The following is a 16,742-nucleotide window of genomic DNA, read 5'->3' as shown; positions in this document are numbered from 1 at the left end:
CATGATCCGCCTGAACCTCTCGAACCGCCCCGAATGGCTGGACCTGCTGCCCGGCCTGCGCGTCCTGGTGGCCCCGCTGACCACCGCGCTGATGGTCTCGGCCCGCGCCGATCCGGCCATCGACGGCCTATCGGAGGAATCAAGCCAGGAGGACATGGCGCTGGCCATGGCCAAGGCGGTCGCCCGCCGCGCCGTGCTGGATTGGGAGGGGGTCGGCGATGAGGCAGGCAACCTCTTGCCGGTCAGCCCGGCCGGGATCGACGCCCTGCTCGACATCTGGCCGGTCTTCGAAGCCTTCCAGGCACAATATGTCGCCCGCGGTCTGATGCTGGATCAGGAAAAAAACGCCTCCGCGCCCTCGCCGACTGGTCCTTCGGCGGGGGCGACGGCTACTGCGCAGCCTGCGCACCCTGCGAGGGCCCCGGGGGCATCTGCCCCGACTGCCCCGCAAGGCTGAACCGGCCGCAGACTGTCGAGGGCTGGCAGATCTGGGATCTGACCAAGCGTCTTGGCGGCCAGCTGCGCATCGCGCCGGGGGCGGTCATCGGATGGGACATGGGCGCCGCCCTCGCCCTGGCGGGCGGCTTGGGCATCGCGCCCCTGATCGCCGCCGAACTGCTGCCCGAGATCGAGGCGGTGATGGTGCGCAAACTCAACGAGCAGATGGAAGGACGCCGGAATGACTGAGAAGAAGGTCTCCGTCCGCCTCGTGGCGGAGGGCGGGCGACGCGTGCGCGCCGAACTGGAAGGTGTCGGTGAGGCCGGTGCCCGTGGTTTCGGCCGCCTGTCGCGCGAGATGGAACTGGCCAACACCCGGCTTGCCAGCTTCGCCCGTCGCGCAGGCGTGGCCCTCGGGGCCGCGGCGGCCGCCGCCACGGCCTCGCTCGGCCTGATCGTCCGTTCCACGGCCGAGAGCGCGGAGCAAATCCGGCAGTTCGCTGAGGTCGCCAATGCCACGCCGGAGGCGCTGCAGCGCTGGTCGGCCGGAGCGCGCACCGTTGGCATCGAGCAGGAGAAGCTCGCCGATATCCTGAAGGACGTGAACGACCGGATCGGGGATTTCCTGCAGACCGGCGGCGGGCCGATGGCGGACTTCTTCGAGAACGTCGCCCCGCGTGTGGGCGTCACCGCCGACCATTTCGCCCGCCTTTCGGGGCCAGAGGCGCTGCAGCTTTACGTCGACACGCTGGAACGCGCCGGTCTCAGCCAGCAGGAGATGACCTTCTATCTCGAGGCCATGGCCTCGGATGCCACGCGCCTCCTGCCGCTTCTGCGCAACGGCGGGGCCGAGATGGCCCGACTTGGGGATCAGGCCTCCGACCTCGGCGCCGTTCTGGACGGTGATGCCCTCGAGGCGCTCCGGCGCACGCAACTGACGCTAGGCACTGTCTCGCTTGTCTTCGACGGCCTGCGTAACCGCATCGCCGTCGCTGTGGCTCCGGCTGTCGAGGCACTGGCCTCGGCCTTCGTGTCACTTGCCTCGGATGGCGGCATCCTGCGGACTGCCATCGACACGCTGATCGGCAATCTCGACCGCCTCGCGACCTACGCCGCGAGTTTTGCCGCCTTCATGGCCGGGCGCTGGGTGGCGGCTCTGGCGGCGGCGGCAATTTCGGTGCGCGGCCTCGCCACCGCCCTCGTCTTCCTGCGCGGTGCCCTCATTCGCACCGGCATTGGTGCGCTGGTCGTTATTGCCGGAGAACTGGCCTACCAGCTATCCGAGCTCGTCGCGCGTGTCGGCGGGCTGGGCGAGGCCTTCCGGCTCCTCGGCGATCTGGCGCGCGATGTCTGGTCGCACATCGGTCTGTCGCTCGACACCGCGCTGGCGCGGATGGCGTCCGGATGGGAAGGGCTGAAGGCGGCCGGGCTCTCGGCGCTGGAGGGCACGATCGCGGGTGTGGTCAGCTTCGGCGACCGGACGGCGGCGATCTTTCAGGGCGCCTATGATGCGGCGCTGGCGATCTGGGGCAGCCTGCCGGGCGCCATCGGCGACTTCGCCTTCCAGGCAGCGAATGGGCTGATCTCGGGTGTCGAGGCGATGCTGAACGGCGTCGTGGCCCGCATCAACAACTTCATCGAGGCCCTGAACGCAGCACTTGCGCTGCTGCCGGAATGGGCCACGGGCGAAGGCGGTGTCCGGATCGGCATCCTCGACCCAGTCCAGCTCGGCCGCATCGGCAACCCGTTCGAGGGCGCGGCGACCGCTGCCGGTGCCGCTGCCGCAGATGCCTTCTCGGCCGCGCTGGCCAGGACCTACCTCGAGCCACCCGATCTCGGTCTCAGCGCGATGGCCGAAGATGCCCGCGCTCGCGCCGATGGCTATCGCGAGGCCGCAGGCATGCTGGCCGATGCCGCCGGTCGGCCGCTGGCCAGCTGGCAGGCGCTGAAAGATGCCGTGACCGGCACGGGGACGGAGGCCGAGACTGCGCTGGCAGATGCCACATCCTCGGCCGATGCCTTGACAACCGGGCTGAACGACACCGGTACCGCTGCCGACGGTGCTGGCAGTGCCGCGCGCAAGGCCGGAGCTGCGGCGGCCGAGGGCGCGGACACGGCGTTGACGGGCTGGCGCGCCGTCACGGCGGCGCTCGCCAACTATGCCGCCAAGGCGCGCGACATCGGCGGGGATGTCGGCAGCGCGCTGGTCGGGGCCTTCACCTCGGCCGAGAACGCGATCGGCGACTTCGTCAAGACCGGCAAGCTCGACTTCCGCGATCTGGTCACCTCGATGATCGCAGATCTCGCGAAGCTGGCGGCCCGGCGCTTCATCCTCGGGCCTATCGCCAATGCGCTCTCCGGCGCGCTGGGCGGCGCGGGCGTTCGCGGGGCTTACGCGGCCCCACTGGGGCCACGGTCCCCGCTCACCTTCGCCAACATCCTGCACGCGGGTGGCGTGGTCGGTGCCCCCGGCCCCGGTCGGATGGTTCCGGCACTCACCTTTGCCGGGGCGCCCCGCATGCACGCCGGCGGCTGGGCCGGGCTGCGCCCCGACGAGGTGCCCGCGATCCTCCAGCGCGGAGAGCGGGTTCTGTCGCGACGGGAGGCTGCGGGCTACGGGATGACCGCCACGCCCACCGTCAACGTCACGATCAACGCGCGGGATGCCGAGAGCTTTTGCCAGTCCCGCACACAGGTCGCCAGCGACATCGCCCGCGCCGTGTCGCTCGGACGGCGCGGCATGTGAGGATCAACCATGGCTTTCCATGACGTCCGTTTCCCCGATGCCATCAGCCGCGGCGCGCGCGGCGGCCCCGAGCGCCGCACCCAGATCGTCGAACTGGCCTCCGGCGCCGAGGAGCGCAACGCCAGCTGGGCCAATTCGCGCCGCCGCTACGACGTCGCCTATGGCATCCGCCGAGCCGACGATCTGGCGGCGGTGGTCGCCTTCTTCGAGGCGCGGAACGGCCGCCTCTGCGGCTTCCGCTTCAAGGACTGGGCCGACTTCAAGTCCTGCCTGCCGTCGCAGGCACCGGGGCCAGCCGATCAACCGATCGGCACCGGCAACGGATCGGCCACACAGTTCCAGCTGGCCAAGCGCTACAGCTCCGGCGCGCAGAGCTGGACGCGGGCCATCACCAGGCCCGTCGCCGGAACCGTGACCGTCGCCCTGAACGGAGCGCCCCAATCCTCCGGCTGGTCAGCCTCAACCACGACCGGCCTCGTCACCTTCGCCACGGCTCCCGCCGCAGGCGTCGTCCTCACCGCAGGCTTCGAATTCGACGTCCCCGTCCGCTTCGACACCGACGCCCTCGACATCACCCTCGACCTCGAACGCCTCGGCTCCATCACCTCGATCCCGCTCGTGGAAATCCGCGCATGAAGTCCCTCCCTCCTGCCCTGCAGGCACACCTCGACGAAGGCACCACCACCTTGTCCTGGTGCTGGCGGATCAGCCGGGCCGATGGCGTGACCTTTGGCTTCACCGACCACGACCGGACGCTCAGCTTCGACGGGACCGAGTTCGGGCCGGAAAGCGGGCTGACCGCCTCCGAGGTGCGGTCGGGGTCCGACCTGTCCGTGGACGCGCAGGACGCGCAAGGCGTGCTGTCCTCCGACCGGATTACGGAAACCGACATTCTCGACGGCCGCTGGGACAACGCGGCGGTCGAGGTCTGGCGGGTGAACTGGGCGAGCCCCGCGCAGCGCGTGCTTCTGCGCCGCGGAGCCATCGGTCAGATCCGGCGTGGGCGGCTGGCTTTCGTCGCCGAGGTGCGCAGCCTCGCCCATGTGCTCGGCCAGACGGTCGGGCGCACCTTCCAGGCCAGCTGCGATGCCGCCTTGGGCGACGCGCGCTGCGGCGTGAACCTCGAGGCCCCGGCCTTCAGGGGCAGCGGCGCGGTCATCGATGTGCTGCGCGACCGGGCCGTCACCGCCTCCGGCCTCGGCGCCTTCGCGGCAGGCTGGTTCACCTTCGGGCTGGTGGAATGGTCGACAGGCGCGAATGCCGGGCGGCGGGTCGAGGTGCTGGCGCATGACCTCGTCGATGGCATCGCGATCCTGACCCTGCTCGAAGCCCCGGTGCGGCCGATCACGGCGACAGACGCCTTCATCATCCGGGCGGGCTGCGACAAGCGCCTCGCGACCTGCGGGACAACGTTCGCCAATGTCGCCAACTTCCGGGGCTTTCCGAATATTCCCGGGCAGGACGCGGTCCTGCGCTACGCGACGAAAGACGGCGGGCACGAGGGGGCAGTGCTGTGACCACGCCAGTCCCAACCGCCGATCCCGCCCGCGTCATCACCGCCGCGCGGTCCTGGTTCGGCACGCCCTACCACGATCAGGCCAGCCTCAAGGGGGTTGGCTGCGACTGCCTTGGTCTCGCGCGCGGTGTCTGGCGCGAGATCGTCGGGCCGGAACCGTTCCCGATCCCGCCCTACAGTCGCGACTGGGGCGAGACGGGGCCGCGCGAGGTTCTGGCCGAAGGCGCGCGGGCAATGATGATCGAGGTTCCAGTGCAGTTGGCGGGCCCGGGCACCCTGATCCTGTTCCGGATGTTGCCGCGCGCCATCGCCAAGCATGTCGGGATCCTTACCGGCCCCGAGACCTTCCTTCACGCCGATGAACGCCTCGGCGTGATCGAAGAGCCGCTGACGCTCCCCTGGCGGCGGCGCATCGCCTTCGCCTTTCTGTTCCCCGCACGCTGCCCCCTCGAACCCTGAGATTTCCAGATGGCCACGCTCGTCCTAGGCGCCGTCGGTTCCGCCATAGGCGGGGCCTTTGGCGGCGCGATCCTCGGCTTTTCCGGCGCGGCCATCGGCGGCTTCATCGGCTCCACCATCGGCTCGGCGGTGGACAGCTGGATCGTGTCCTCGCTGGTGCCCGCGCAGAAGATCGAAGGGCAGCGGCTGGATTCGCTTCGCATCACCTCGGCCACCGAGGGCGCGGTGATCCCGCGCCTTTACGGGCGGATGCGCATCGGCGGCAACATCATCTGGGCCACCGATTTCCGCGAGGAGACGAAGACCACGACGCAGGGCGGCGGCAAGGGCGGAGGCGGCGGCCAGGTTCGGACGACCGAGTATCTGTACTATGCCAGTTTCGCAGTCGCGCTGTGCGAAGGCCCGATCACCGGCATCGGGCGCATCTGGGCCGATGGCAAGCCCTTGGACATGACCGGCATTACCTGGCGCTGGTATCCGGGGAACGAGAACCAGACCGCCGACCCGTTCATCGCGGCGAAGATGGGGGCGGCCAACACGCCCGCTTATCGCGGCACCGCCTATGTGGTCTTCGAGGACCTGCCGCTTGCCACCTACGGCAACCGCCTGCCGCAGCTTTCGTTCGAGGTGTTCCGGCCGCTGGCCGACCCCGACACCGCCGAGGGACTGGTCAAGGCCGTCACCATGATCCCCGCCTCGGGCGAGTTCGCCTATGCGACCGAGGCGATCCGCAAGGGCGCGATCGGGGCGCAGACGGCCGAGAATCTGAATGCGCTGCCCGACGAGGCCGACATCGTCGTGGCGCTGGACCGGCTGCAGGCGATGGCGCCGGCGGTCGAGAGCGTGAGCCTCGTCGTCGCCTGGTTCGGCAACGACCTGCGCGCAGGCAACTGCACCATCAAGCCGGGGGTGGAGGTAGTGACCAAGGTCACCAGCCCGAAGGTCTGGACGGTGAACGGGGTCGCGCGGGAGAACGCGCATCTGGTCAGCCGTGACGCCGAGGATCGCCCGATCTATGGCGGCACGCCTGCGGATTTCGCGGTGGTGCAGGCGATCCGCGAGATGAAAGCCCGCGGGCTGCGCGTCACCTTCTATCCGTTCCTGCTGATGGACGTGCCGCCCGGCAACAGCCTGCCCAATCCCTATTCGGACACCGCCGCCACCCTCGGTCAGCCCAGCTTCCCCTGGCGCGGCCGGATCACCTGCTCTCCGGCGGCGGGGTATGCCGGGACAGTGGACAAAACCGCCGCAGCGGCCGCGCAGGTCTCAGCCTTCTTCGGCGCGGCGAACCCGGCGCAGTTCGCCGTGTCAGGCGAGAGCGTCAGCTGGACCGGCCTATCCGACGATTGGGGCCTTCGCCGAATGATGCTGCACTACGCTCATCTCTGCGCGGCGGCGGGCGGGGTCGATGCCTTCCTGATCGGATCGGAAACGCGGGGTCTCACCACCATCCGGTCCGGGGCCAGCAGCTATCCCGCCGTCACCGCCTTCAAGGCGCTGGCCGCAGACGTGAAGACGATCCTCGGGGAGGGCACCAAGGTGGGGTACGCCTCGGACTGGTCGGAATACTTCGGGCACCAGCCCGGCGACGGCAGTGGGGATGTGTTATTCCACCTCGACCCGCTCTGGTCGGATGCCAACATCGACTTCATCGGCATCGACAACTACATGCCGCTCTCGGACTGGCGCGACGGGTTCGACCATGCCGATGCCCTTGAGGGTTGGCCCGCGATCCATGACCGAGGCTACCTGCAGGCCAACATCGCGGGTGGCGAGGGCTTCGACTGGTTCTATGCCAGCGTGGCGGACCGCTCCGCGCAGATCCGGACGCCCATCACCGACGGCAGCGCGGGCAAGCCCTGGGTCTTCCGCACCAAGGACCTGCGCGCCTGGTGGTCGAACCCGCATTTCAACCGGCCGGGCGGGGTCGAGAGCGCCACGCCCACGTCATGGGTGCCGCAGTCGAAGCCGGTGTGGTTCACCGAACTGGGGTGCCCGGCCATCGACCGGGGCACGAACCAGCCGAACGTCTTCTTCGATCCGAAGTCATCGGAAAGCTTCACCCCCTACTTCTCCCGCGGCTGGCGCGACGACGCGATCCAGCGCGCCTGTCTCGAGGCGAGCCACCTCTGGTGGGGCGAGGCCGCGAACAATCCGATCTCCTCCGTCTACGGCGGCCGGATGGTCCATGTCCCGGAATGTGCCGCCTGGACATGGGATGCGCGGCCCTATCCGTTCTTCCCCGCACTGACCGGCGTCTGGACAGACGGGCCGAACTGGCGGCTCGGCCACTGGCTGACCGGACGGCTGGGTGCGGTGTCGCTGGCCGCCCTCGTGCGCCATCTCTGCCTGCGCGCCGGGCTGGCGGAAAGCCTGATCGACGTCTCCGGTCTCTGGGGCGCGGTCGAAGGCTATGTCATCGCCGCTCTGGAAAGCCCGCGCGCGTCGATTTCCACGCTGGCGCGGCACTTCGGCTTCGATGCCATCGAGACCGAAGGCGTGATCCGCTTCGTCATGCGCGGGCGGGCCTCGGTCGCGACACTGGCCATCGACGATCTCGTGTCTGCCCGCGAGGGCGAGGCTTTTGAGCTGACCCGCGGCCAGGAGACGGAACTGCCGCAGGCGCTGAAGTGGCAGGTCGCGCGGGCGGATGAGGACTATGACGCCGCCCTCGTCGAAGCCCGCCGCATCACGGTCGACACCACCCGCATCGCCTCCGAATCCTTCCCGATGGCGATCCCGCCCGAGGAAGCCGAACGTCGCTGCCGCCGCGCGCTGATGGAAGCCTGGATCGGCCGGGAAAGCGCCACCTTCCGCCTGCCACCTTCGCGGCTGGCGCTGGACCCCGCCGACGTGATCCGGCTCACCCATAACGGGCGTGAGGTCGAGTTCCGGCTGATGTGCGTTGCCGACGCCGAGGTACGCGGCATCGAGGCGGTGCGCCAGGACCGCGCCGCCTATGACCTGCCACCCGGCGATCCCCGGCCCGCGAGCCTCGCGAGCCCCGTCGTCTTCGGGACGCCGGAGGTGGTGATGCTGGATCTGCCGCAGATCAGCGAGGACCAGCCCGCGCATCGCCCGCTGATCGCCGCCCATGCCAGCCCCTGGCCGGGAGAGATCGCGGTCTTTCGCAGCCCGGCAACGGACGGCTTCGGCCTGCTGACCACCTTCGGCAGCCGCGCGCGGATCGGCACATTGTTTTTCGACTTCTTTTCAGGGCCGACTTCGCGCTTCGATCTCGGCAATGCGCTGGTGGTCGATCTCCTGTCGGGAACGCTGGAAAGCGTGACCGACGTTGCCCTCTTCGGCGGCGCCAATGCGCTGGCAGTCGAAAGCTCGGCGGGGGTCTGGGAGATCGTCCAGGCAGGCGATGCCGAACTGATCGCCCCCGGCCGCTATCGCCTGACCCGCCTGCTGCGCGGCCAGCGGGGCACGGAACATGCCATGGGCAATCCCACCCCGGCAGGGGCACGGGTGGTGGTACTGGATACTGCCCTTGCTCCGCTGCCCATCGCCGAGGCCGACCTCGGGCGCCCATGGAACTGGCGGGTGGGCCCGGCCGTGCGGGCGGTCAGCGACGACAGCTACGCGGGCTTCGGCTTCACGCCGACCGGTCGCGGCCTCATCCCCTTCGCCCCGGCCCATGTCGAACAGCCGTGGCGAACGGCGCGCAGCCCCGGCGATCTGACGATCCGCTGGACGCGGCGGTCCCGCGCGCTGGTCGCCGATGCCTGGGAGCAGGTCGAGGTGCCGCTTGATGAAAAGAACGAGGCCTACGAGGTCGAGATCCGCCACGGCGCAACCGTCAAGCGCACGCTGACCAGCAACACGACCTCGGCCCTCTACACCGCCGCTGAGCAGAGTGCCGACTGGGGCGCCCCGCTCGGGCCCGGCCAGACGCTGGTGATCCGCGTCTCCCAGCTTTCGAACCGCCTCGGCCGCGGCACCCCCGCCGCGGTCACGCTCCAGTTCTGATCCTTTCTACCAGGAATCCCCATGTCCGACACCACGACCCATCTCTGCCTGCCCTATCTTCTGGCGGCGCAGGCCCAGAAGCATGTCACCCACAACGAGGCACTGCGCCTCCTCGATGCGATGGTGCAGCTCTCGGTTCTTGACCGCACGCGCCCCGCGCCGCCCGCGAGCCCCGCCGATGGCGACCGGCATCTCGTGGCCCCGGGCGCCACCGGTCTCTGGACGGGGTGGGATCTGAACGTGGCCTTCCGGGTCGACGGCGCCTGGATGCGGCTGGTGCCGCGTACCGGCTGGCTCGCCTGGATCGCGGCGGAACAGGCCTTCGCCGTCTGGAACGGCAGCGCCTGGACGACGTTCGCCGACGCCTTCGGATGGATTGCACCGGGCCCAAATGTGACAATCGCACGCGGGGCCGGCGGCGGCGCCACCGGCCTGGCCGTGCAGGAGGAGCTGCTGTCCCCGCTGTCCGGGCCGTCGCACGGGTCGACCATCGTCATTCCGGATCGGGCGATCGTGCTTGGCGTCTCGACCCGGACGGTCGAAGCGATCACCGGCGCGACGTCATTCGATTGCGGCATTCCGGGCGAGCTCGGGAAGTTCGGCGGAAGCCTCGGCACCGCGCCGGGCAGCAGCAATATCGGGGTGATCGGTCCGCAGGCCTTCTATGCCGACACCCCGATCCGGCTCACCGCGAATGGTGCCGATTTCACCGGCGGCGCCGTGCGCATCGCGGTCCACACCCTCACATTCGAAAGCCCCGGGGCGTGATGCGGGTGCCGCCGCACCGCGGCCCCAGGCGTCGCCATTGGCGCAACCCCAGGAAGGAGACGGCGGAATGCCGGCCATCGACGAAAACCAATACACCCCGCCCCTCAGAAGCGATCCGGCATCGAATGCCGGGGCGATCACGCCAAGCGACGGCGAGGATCTGGCCTATGCGACGCGGGGCCTCATGGCCGACGGTGCGGGCACGATCCGCGCGCTGATGCTGGGCGGCCAGACCGTCACCTTCACGGCGCTGGCCAGCACGGTCTATCCGTTTCGCGTGACGCGGGTGTTTGCCACCGGGACCACGGCGACCGGCATTCTCGGGCTGTGGTGACATGATAATGCGCAGTCCCCAGAGGATGTCCGTCGTGGTCAACACATGGCTCTTGCATGTCAGCGCCGGCTTCTCGATGCGCCAGATCGCCCGATTGCAGGCGGTGGCGCCCTCCACGGTCATGCGCCGCATACGCTGGTGCGAGGATCTGACCGATGACCCCGTCCGCGGGCCGCGCCTGGAGTGTCTGGCCGAGAAAGCCCGCAGCCATGAGACGCTTGTCAGGGCGCTCATTCTTTTTGCCGAGATCATCGCGCCGCAGCGGCACTCGGCCAGCCGGAAGCCGAAGACGGGGCGCGATCGGCTCAATGATCGCCTCCCGGCAGCAGCCCTTCACCCCGACCGATGACGGAAATCCCAGCATGACCGACAAGCCGACGCTACTCGACAGTGTGGCGCAATCGTTTCGCGATCACGGACTGACCGCGGCCATCACCGCCCTGATGGGCGGCAGCCTCGCCATCGCCGCCACCGTGACCCGCAAGGCCTTCACGAACGAGGCCATGCTCGAACGCCTTGACCGGGAACTGGCCGCCGAACGTGAGCGCGTCGATCGACAGCGCGCCGAGGATCGCAAGACCGACGCCGACCGGCTGCAACGCATCGAAACCGATATCCGCGCCATGCGCGATCTGATGTTCGAGGCGTTCCAGCGCAGCCGCGCCGACTGAACGACGACCATCACCCTGACATTGAAGCCACCACCCGACCCGCCTCAAAGGCGGGTTCTTCATTTGGAGGACCCCCATGCCGACGCTGACCTACGCCCACTACCGCGATGTGCCGGAGGCCACCTGGCGCTGGCCCAGCTTTTCGCCCGCCGAGATCGCCTGCCGTGGCACCGGCGCCATCAGGATCAACACCGAAGCGCTGGACAGGCTGCAGTCCCTGCGCAACCGGCTTGGCAAGCCGCTGATCGTCCGTTCCGCCTATCGCAGCCCCGAGCACAACCGCGCCGTCGGCGGAGCGCCGGCCTCGAAGCACATGGCCGGCACCGCCTTCGACATCTCGATGGCCAACCACGATCCAGCAGCCTTCGAGGCCGCCGCCCGGGCCGCCGGCTTCCTCGGCTTCGGCTATTACCCGCGGTCGGGCTTCATGCACATCGACCTCGGCCCCGCGCGGTCCTGGGGCGAGCCCTTCCCGACCCCCCCTATCCCCTTCGCCGTGGAACTGCCGCCCGCGCGGGAAGTCCTGGCTGAAAGCCGCACCCTGCGCGGGGGTGGAGTCGCGGGGGCCGCGACGGTTGGTGCGGCCGGGGTCGAGGCGCTTCAGGCCGTGCTGACCGAAACGCAGTCGACCATCCAGCCGCTCGTGCCTTATCTCGACACGCTGCGCTGGGCGCTGATCGCCATCGCCCTGATCGGCATCGCGCTCACCATCTACGCGAGGCTCGACGACTGGAAGCGGGGCCAGCGGTGATCGGCTGGCCCCGGACCAACGGCCCGGCGCGCAAGGCGCTGGGCATGATCCTCGCCACCGCGACGATTCTGCTGTTTCTCATGAACCTGCGCCGCGCCGGGGAACGTGCCGGGCGCGCCGCCGAACGGCTTGATGCCCGAGAGAAAAACGATGCCATCCACCGCCAGATGCTCAATGCCGCCGCCCGCCGCCCTCATGATCGCAATGCTCTCGCTGAGCGGCTGCGCGATGGCCGGTTCTGACACCCGGCCGTCCTGCCCGCCCGTCGTGGACTACAGCAGCGCCGATCAGGTACGCGCGGCGGACGAGGTTGAGGCATTGCCGGGAGGGGCGACGGTCGTCCGGATGCTTAGCGACTACGCCGTCCTGCGCGATCAGGCGCGGGCCTGCAGGTAAACAGCGGGTCGGGCAAGCGACACCGGGGAAGCGGAAATTCGCTGCGAAAGGCACGGGTGCCCAAGATGCGGACGGAGCCGACGTTCATTCCGCCACCAAGAACGGCTGCTTCCACAGATAACCCACCGATCGGCGTTCGAGCCCACCACGTCTTCAGCTTGTTTTCGTTCCGATCTTCTCGCGGATGAGCGTAGCAGCGTTTGCCTCTATTACCTGCTGATCTTGAGAAACATGACGCCAAAAAGAGTAGTGATGATCGAAACCAGTCGCGCAAGGTTTAGGCGCTCGTTCAGGAAGAAGACGCCGAAGAGCACGGCGAAGACCATGCCCGTCTCGCGCACTGCCGAGACCATTGCCAGCGGTGCCAGCATCGCGGCCCAGATTACGATCCAGTAGGCGAGGAGCGACACGATGCCCGCGACCACGCCCGGCTTCCACGATTTCCGAGCCTGAGCAAGGAACCGGCCCCTTCTCAGCAGAAGCGCCAGAATCAGCGTCGGGAGCCCGTTGAAGAGGTTAAGCCAGACGATATAGCTGTGTGCACTGCCCGCAACGCGCGCACCAAGCCCGTCAACGACGGTATAGCCGGCGATGAACACACCCGTCCCCAGCGCGAACAGAATGGCTTTCGGTTCCCTGAACCCGCTCGCGCCTCGCGTCAGGGTGAGGCTCATGATTCCAAGCGCGATCACCAAGACAGACAGCATGGCCTCGCGGCTCAGGGTCTCGCCGATGATGGCAACGGATACCGCCGCGACGATAAGCGGCGCCGAGCCGCGCGCAATTGGATAGACATGGCTCAGATCGCCAAAACGATAGGAAAGGGCCAGAAACATGAAATAGCCCGTGTGGATCGCGGTCGAAGCCCAAATGTGCGGCCACGCGGCCGCCGGGGGAAACGCCACAAAGGGAAGAAACAGCAATACTGCCCCGATTTGACTGACGACCATTATTGCGATCAGGACAAGCCGGTCGACATTCACCTTGACCAGAGCATTCCACGCGGCGTGCAGGAAGGCCGCTCCGAGCACCATCGCAAACACACTGGTCGTCATGGTTCGTTTGCTCAATGGAATGAATTTAGCTAATAAGCTAACACGATGAAAAAGCGCACGACAAGAGACCGCATGGTGGAAGCAAAAGAAATGTTCAGCGCGCTGGCGAGTGAGCCTCGGCTGCGAATCCTAAAATGGCTAGAGGAGCCGGAGGCGCATTTTGCCGCCCAGAAGCATGGCGACCTGAGAGCCGACGGTGTATGCGGCTCACGTATCGCCGAAAAGCTGGGATTCCGACTGCCAACCGTTTCCCGGCACATGAAACAACTCGTCGATGCGGGTCTAATCGAGAGCAAGCGCATCAAGCAGTGGACGTTCTACCGCCGCACGGCTTCTGGCATCGAACAGGTGCACCGCATCGTAGACGATGTCCTCTGAACCGCGCCATATGATCGCTCATTGAGAGGCCGAAGATGCGCTTTTGGCTGGGGTGGAACCGGTCACCCGATGCAGCGTGAGGCCATCCGAAAGCTGCCATTCAAACGCGGTGCAATATCATGTGGTTTGGGCTCTAGGAAAACCTTCGCTGCAGCGACCTCGAAGGTCGGCTCTTGGCGGATCGCCAGATTCCTTACTGAACGGAAACTGGCTGCAGCATGCCGTCGGTGTCCAACTTCAGGGCGCTCCGCCAGAGCGGCGTCTTGAAGACGTGGTGCACATGCTTGCCCGAGCGCTCTTCACGGGTCTGGACAAGCAACCCGGTCCATTCAAGCGGGCGCAAGACGCACGAGGAGAACGCGGCCATTTCGCGCCACCCGGCATTGTCCCAGTCATGCTCCTCGCCATAGAACGCGGCGAACAATGCCCGCTCGGTTGTGCCGTGGTCGGCTTCGACGTTGATGACATTCATCCAGACATCCCATTTGCCGAAGGGGCGCTCTTGAAAGCGGGCATAGGAGGCGTGATCGATCTTGAGAACGAAGAAGGGGATCAGTTCGGCAAAGAGTTGTGCGGGCGCTTGCGCCAAGTCCGAGCCACGCCTGGTCAGCCTGAATTCGCCCTTGAAGTGCCGCCCCAGGCGCAGGGTGATCAACAGGTAGTGCAGCACCTCGAGCGGCGGGAAGTCGTATTCATTGATGACCTTGCTGTAGCGGAACATTTCTGCGGCGCTTTTTCCGGGCCAGTCAAAGTGCTCGACCGCCCAATGAACGAAGACACGCTTGAATGTCTTTGTTTTCGTCAGACCGATGGACCCGTGTGCCTGCGCGTACCGCAAGGTCAACAACGCCGCGCGCAACAACGGCGAATGCGCGAGGTCGGGATGGTCATCGGTAAGGCTGCGGAATTCGATCATGGCGGAATGCTGCCACGAGGCTTTTGTCGACGCCAGACGCAGAACGCCCCCGCCTTTCAGGAGGGCTCGTCAAACGTTGACTCGGCGTTGACAAGAATTGCGCATACGCAAAAAGCCCCGCGTGATGCGGGGCGCAAGGCTTTGATATTGTTTTGGAATTTTGGTTGCGGGGGTAGGATTTGAACCTACGACCTTCAGGTTATGAGTTGTGTGGAGCGAACCATGAACAATCACGCAGATCTTCGAGTTATTGCGCTATATCAAAGTGTTGCGGTGACACTCGTTGATGGGCGTTTTCGCGGAAACTCTCGGAAGACCGCAACATCTTGTGCCCCCGTGCTTCCACAATGCTTCCAGATCTCCGGACAACGATTACCACGGTAGCACGTAATCAAAACGGCTGATCGTCCGTCCTCTCAAAGCCGTTTCCACTCTTCTTCGATATCTCCGAAGCTTGCTTCAGCAGCATCAAGGCTATCCCAGGGGCCGGCAGCAAAGACCACGACGCCACCATCAGAATGGCCTGATGCAATGTAGCGCGGTGATGCGCCAGGTTCGCCGATCTCGTAGATGTTGATCATGTTCAGCCCGTCGAAGGTGCTGGAGACCCATGATACTTCTTCGTCGCCTTCAAGGAGCGTGTCCTCTGGGAATTGGTCTGCGCTCAGGGAGAGTGCCATTGATACGCGTTCCTCGAGCTCAGACAGGAGGGAGGCGACCAGGGATTTCATCGAAAGGTCCTCATCAGGGGTTTTCGGGAGTGGGGAAACTCGGTGCGACGCAAGGGCAAGATGATCAGCTTCCGGACTTGACGAGATCTTCTACGAGAGCTTCAAGCCGCTTCACCCGCTCCGACAACGTCGGGCGATGGCGGTCATCGGGATGATCCAGCCGGCTATCTTCCGGGAGCGTTTCATCCCAGAAACCCGTCTCCCTGAGATACTGCTCGACAGCGCCAGCAATTACGCCGTTTCGCGTTTCGTCGGGGTTTGCGGCAAGATAGCGCTCCAGAGCGTCCATGCGACGTGAACCCAGCCGCACCGAGATCGGTTTGTCTTCCATGTCGGCCTTCTCCCGAGGCTATTGCTCAGAAACATGTATTACACATCTTGTAATACGTATTCTAGATGCTAAATTGTGTTACGTGACACGATTACTTCCGTGATGGAGCCGCATTTTGAGAATGACCGAAAATATGGACCACAACGCCAGGAGCGCCGGAGCCGCCAAGAGCAGGGAAGGAGCAGGGAATCTGCTGAAGCCGATCGCGTTCGTCGGCGGGTGTGCCGGCTTTGCCTGGTTCGTCTCGCCTCCCACGGAGAGCTTCGGTCAGTTCTTGTTCCTGTGGTACATTTCCACTGTCTTTGGCTTCGTTCTGATCTGCGTTGCGTTGACCGAAGGCATCATGCCGATCCTCAAGTATCTTGCTGCTTTCGTCTTGTTTCATGGGGTGAAGGTAGCGGCCGTCGTCGGCATCGGACTTCTATTCAGGGAAAGCGTGGTTGCCGGCGCGGTCGCGGGGGTGGCAGTTCTTGCCGCTCTGGGCCTGTTCTACTTTCGGGGCGCTTGATGATGAATATGGTTGTCCACGTTCCACATGCTTCCATCGAAATCCCGGAAGCATACCGCGAGCCGTTCCTGCTTTCCGGAGAGGAACTCCTCGTGGAAGCTACGCCGTCGGCTGACCTTCATACCGACGCGCTGGCACATGAGGCCTGGCCTGAGGCCTCCATTGTCCCCGCTTCAGTCTCGCGGATCGTCTGCGATGTGGAGCGCTATTCCGACGATGCGAAAGAGCCGATGGCGGCGCGAGGCCGCGGAATGATCTACATCGCGACACATGACGGAAAGCCCCTTCGCCGCCAACTGAGCGCTGTTGAGCGTATCGCCATCCAGCGCGAAGTCTACGATCCGCATTGGGAGAAACTCCGCGCTGCGGCAGCGGGGGGCGTGCTTGTCGACCTTCACTCCTATCCCGCCGCCCGTTGGCCGATCGAAACCGTCTCCTCCGAGGCAGTTCGTCCGGAAATCGACCTTGGCACCGATCCGGAGCTGACACCTGCTTCGTGGCGCGACGCGCTGGTTCGGCACTTTGAGAAACTCGGGTTCGAGACAGCGATCAACACGCCCTATGCCGGCGTCATTGATGCGGGTGCCCGCGCGGCCGTTATGATCGAGATCCGCCGGGACGTTCTGGGTGATCCGTCAGATCACGCCAGGTGGAGCCGGGTAGTTCGAGCTCTTGCCGGACTGCCTCTCCCCACATGAGTTCAACCGCACTTCTGCCCAATTCGAAGGTTTGCTCGGAAGCCTCCAGATGCAGGCAGGGTAGAAGTGCC

20 protein-coding genes are annotated in these 16,742 nt (G+C 66.3%); 16 read left to right on the top strand and 4 right to left on the bottom strand.

Going from position 1 to position 16,742, the window contains the following annotated elements:
- The first annotated feature begins 1 nt into the window (after window position 1).
- From OEZ60_RS15185 to OEZ60_RS15125, 13 genes are all read left to right on the top strand, one after another.
- Window positions 2-457: a hypothetical protein gene (locus OEZ60_RS15185; protein WP_263337936.1), complete on the top strand. Its 456-nt coding sequence runs from the start codon at window positions 2-4 to the stop codon at window positions 455-457.
- Entirely contained in the window at window positions 430-687 is a 258-nt protein-coding gene (locus tag OEZ60_RS22340; RefSeq protein ID WP_459178386.1) for a DUF7697 family protein, read from the top strand. Before OEZ60_RS15185 ends, OEZ60_RS22340 begins: the two co-directional genes overlap by 28 nt.
- Entirely contained in the window at window positions 680-3,184 is a 2,505-nt protein-coding gene (locus tag OEZ60_RS15175; RefSeq protein ID WP_263337933.1) for a phage tail tape measure C-terminal domain-containing protein, read from the top strand. The genes OEZ60_RS22340 and OEZ60_RS15175 overlap by 8 nt, the downstream gene beginning before the upstream one ends.
- A 9-nt stretch (window positions 3,185-3,193) precedes the next feature.
- Complete coding sequence (locus OEZ60_RS15170) at window positions 3,194-3,820, top strand: DUF2460 domain-containing protein (protein WP_263337931.1); 627 nt, start codon at window positions 3,194-3,196, stop codon at window positions 3,818-3,820.
- On the top strand, window positions 3,817-4,701 hold the full coding sequence (locus tag OEZ60_RS15165; protein WP_263337928.1) for a DUF2163 domain-containing protein: 885 nt from the start codon (window positions 3,817-3,819) through the stop codon (window positions 4,699-4,701). Before OEZ60_RS15170 ends, OEZ60_RS15165 begins: the two co-directional genes overlap by 4 nt.
- Window positions 4,698-5,159 (top strand): NlpC/P60 family protein, encoded by a 462-nt coding sequence (locus OEZ60_RS15160; RefSeq protein ID WP_263337926.1) that lies wholly within the window; start codon window positions 4,698-4,700, stop codon window positions 5,157-5,159. The genes OEZ60_RS15165 and OEZ60_RS15160 overlap by 4 nt, the downstream gene beginning before the upstream one ends.
- Window positions 5,160-5,168: 9 nt before the next feature.
- Window positions 5,169-9,134: a baseplate multidomain protein megatron gene (locus tag OEZ60_RS15155; protein ID WP_263337922.1), complete on the top strand. Its 3,966-nt coding sequence runs from the start codon at window positions 5,169-5,171 to the stop codon at window positions 9,132-9,134.
- Window positions 9,135-9,155: 21 nt separating this feature from the next.
- Window positions 9,156-9,902, top strand: a complete 747-nt coding sequence (locus OEZ60_RS15150) for a DUF2793 domain-containing protein (protein ID WP_263337921.1) — start codon at window positions 9,156-9,158, stop codon at window positions 9,900-9,902.
- Between the two features lie 67 nt (window positions 9,903-9,969).
- On the top strand, window positions 9,970-10,236 hold the full coding sequence (locus OEZ60_RS15145; RefSeq protein ID WP_263337919.1) for a spike base protein, RCAP_Rcc01079 family: 267 nt from the start codon (window positions 9,970-9,972) through the stop codon (window positions 10,234-10,236).
- A gap of 25 nt (window positions 10,237-10,261) precedes the next feature.
- Window positions 10,262-10,585, top strand: coding sequence for a hypothetical protein (locus OEZ60_RS15140; RefSeq protein ID WP_263337918.1), 324 nt, complete (start codon window positions 10,262-10,264; stop codon window positions 10,583-10,585).
- Window positions 10,586-10,598: 13 nt separating this feature from the next.
- Complete coding sequence (locus OEZ60_RS15135; protein ID WP_263337916.1) at window positions 10,599-10,907, top strand: hypothetical protein; 309 nt, start codon at window positions 10,599-10,601, stop codon at window positions 10,905-10,907.
- A 76-nt stretch (window positions 10,908-10,983) separates the two neighbouring features.
- Window positions 10,984-11,658: a YcbK family protein gene (locus tag OEZ60_RS15130; protein ID WP_263337914.1), complete on the top strand. Its 675-nt coding sequence runs from the start codon at window positions 10,984-10,986 to the stop codon at window positions 11,656-11,658.
- Window positions 11,655-11,900, top strand: a complete 246-nt coding sequence (locus OEZ60_RS15125; protein WP_411709808.1) for a hypothetical protein — start codon at window positions 11,655-11,657, stop codon at window positions 11,898-11,900. Before OEZ60_RS15130 ends, OEZ60_RS15125 begins: the two co-directional genes overlap by 4 nt.
- A gap of 363 nt (window positions 11,901-12,263) precedes the next feature.
- On the opposite strand, the gene OEZ60_RS15120 is transcribed toward OEZ60_RS15125, so the two are convergent.
- Window positions 12,264-13,109, bottom strand: coding sequence for a DMT family transporter (locus OEZ60_RS15120; protein ID WP_263337913.1), 846 nt, complete (start codon window positions 13,107-13,109; stop codon window positions 12,264-12,266).
- Window positions 13,110-13,154: 45 nt separating this feature from the next.
- Between OEZ60_RS15120 and OEZ60_RS15115 the strand changes: the two genes are divergently transcribed.
- Complete coding sequence (locus OEZ60_RS15115; RefSeq protein WP_263337911.1) at window positions 13,155-13,487, top strand: ArsR/SmtB family transcription factor; 333 nt, start codon at window positions 13,155-13,157, stop codon at window positions 13,485-13,487.
- A gap of 193 nt (window positions 13,488-13,680) precedes the next feature.
- Here the strand turns inward: OEZ60_RS15115 and OEZ60_RS15110 are convergent, their stop codons facing one another.
- From OEZ60_RS15110 to OEZ60_RS15100, 3 genes are all read right to left on the bottom strand, one after another.
- Window positions 13,681-14,403: a hypothetical protein gene (locus OEZ60_RS15110; RefSeq protein WP_263337909.1), complete on the bottom strand. Its 723-nt coding sequence runs from the start codon at window positions 14,401-14,403 to the stop codon at window positions 13,681-13,683.
- Between the two features lie 416 nt (window positions 14,404-14,819).
- Window positions 14,820-15,134: a hypothetical protein gene (locus OEZ60_RS15105; protein WP_263337907.1), complete on the bottom strand. Its 315-nt coding sequence runs from the start codon at window positions 15,132-15,134 to the stop codon at window positions 14,820-14,822.
- Window positions 15,135-15,198: 64 nt separating this feature from the next.
- Window positions 15,199-15,465 (bottom strand): hypothetical protein, encoded by a 267-nt coding sequence (locus OEZ60_RS15100; RefSeq protein ID WP_263337905.1) that lies wholly within the window; start codon window positions 15,463-15,465, stop codon window positions 15,199-15,201.
- A gap of 121 nt (window positions 15,466-15,586) precedes the next feature.
- Between OEZ60_RS15100 and OEZ60_RS15095 the strand changes: the two genes are divergently transcribed.
- A complete protein-coding gene (locus OEZ60_RS15095) occupies window positions 15,587-15,973 on the top strand; it encodes a hypothetical protein (RefSeq protein WP_263337904.1) in 387 nt (128 codons plus the stop codon).
- The gene (locus tag OEZ60_RS15090) at window positions 15,973-16,671 is read left to right on the top strand and encodes an N-formylglutamate amidohydrolase (RefSeq protein ID WP_263337902.1); all 699 of its coding nucleotides are present in this window, start codon (window positions 15,973-15,975) and stop codon (window positions 16,669-16,671) included. The genes OEZ60_RS15095 and OEZ60_RS15090 overlap by 1 nt, the downstream gene beginning before the upstream one ends.
- The last annotated feature ends 71 nt before the right edge of the window (window positions 16,672-16,742 follow it).

The organism is Albidovulum salinarum, assembly GCF_025673475.1.
In the GTDB taxonomy this organism is placed as follows: domain Bacteria; phylum Pseudomonadota; class Alphaproteobacteria; order Rhodobacterales; family Rhodobacteraceae; genus Albidovulum; species Albidovulum salinarum.
This window is presented reverse-complemented; position numbering and strand designations above follow the sequence as displayed.

Bases quoted from the DNA above. Each gene is read 5' to 3' on its own strand.
- OEZ60_RS15185 (WP_263337936.1), top strand. From the start codon at position 2: ATGATCCGCCTGAACCTCTCGAACCGCCCCGAATGGCTGGACCTGCTG.
- OEZ60_RS15175 (WP_263337933.1), top strand. From the start codon at position 680: ATGACTGAGAAGAAGGTCTCCGTCCGCCTCGTGGCGGAGGGCGGGCGA.
- OEZ60_RS15170 (WP_263337931.1), top strand. From the start codon at position 3,194: ATGGCTTTCCATGACGTCCGTTTCCCCGATGCCATCAGCCGCGGCGCG.
- OEZ60_RS15165 (WP_263337928.1), top strand. From the start codon at position 3,817: ATGAAGTCCCTCCCTCCTGCCCTGCAGGCACACCTCGACGAAGGCACC.
- OEZ60_RS15155 (WP_263337922.1), top strand. From the start codon at position 5,169: ATGGCCACGCTCGTCCTAGGCGCCGTCGGTTCCGCCATAGGCGGGGCC.
- OEZ60_RS15150 (WP_263337921.1), top strand. From the start codon at position 9,156: ATGTCCGACACCACGACCCATCTCTGCCTGCCCTATCTTCTGGCGGCG.
- OEZ60_RS15145 (WP_263337919.1), top strand. From the start codon at position 9,970: ATGCCGGCCATCGACGAAAACCAATACACCCCGCCCCTCAGAAGCGAT.
- OEZ60_RS15140 (WP_263337918.1), top strand. From the start codon at position 10,262: ATGTCCGTCGTGGTCAACACATGGCTCTTGCATGTCAGCGCCGGCTTC.
- OEZ60_RS15135 (WP_263337916.1), top strand. From the start codon at position 10,599: ATGACCGACAAGCCGACGCTACTCGACAGTGTGGCGCAATCGTTTCGC.
- OEZ60_RS15130 (WP_263337914.1), top strand. From the start codon at position 10,984: ATGCCGACGCTGACCTACGCCCACTACCGCGATGTGCCGGAGGCCACC.
- OEZ60_RS15120 (WP_263337913.1), bottom strand. From the start codon at position 13,109: ATGACGACCAGTGTGTTTGCGATGGTGCTCGGAGCGGCCTTCCTGCAC.
- OEZ60_RS15115 (WP_263337911.1), top strand. From the start codon at position 13,155: ATGAAAAAGCGCACGACAAGAGACCGCATGGTGGAAGCAAAAGAAATG.
- OEZ60_RS15110 (WP_263337909.1), bottom strand. From the start codon at position 14,403: ATGATCGAATTCCGCAGCCTTACCGATGACCATCCCGACCTCGCGCAT.
- OEZ60_RS15105 (WP_263337907.1), bottom strand. From the start codon at position 15,134: ATGAAATCCCTGGTCGCCTCCCTCCTGTCTGAGCTCGAGGAACGCGTA.
- OEZ60_RS15100 (WP_263337905.1), bottom strand. From the start codon at position 15,465: ATGGAAGACAAACCGATCTCGGTGCGGCTGGGTTCACGTCGCATGGAC.
- OEZ60_RS15095 (WP_263337904.1), top strand. From the start codon at position 15,587: ATGACCGAAAATATGGACCACAACGCCAGGAGCGCCGGAGCCGCCAAG.
- OEZ60_RS15090 (WP_263337902.1), top strand. From the start codon at position 15,973: ATGATGAATATGGTTGTCCACGTTCCACATGCTTCCATCGAAATCCCG.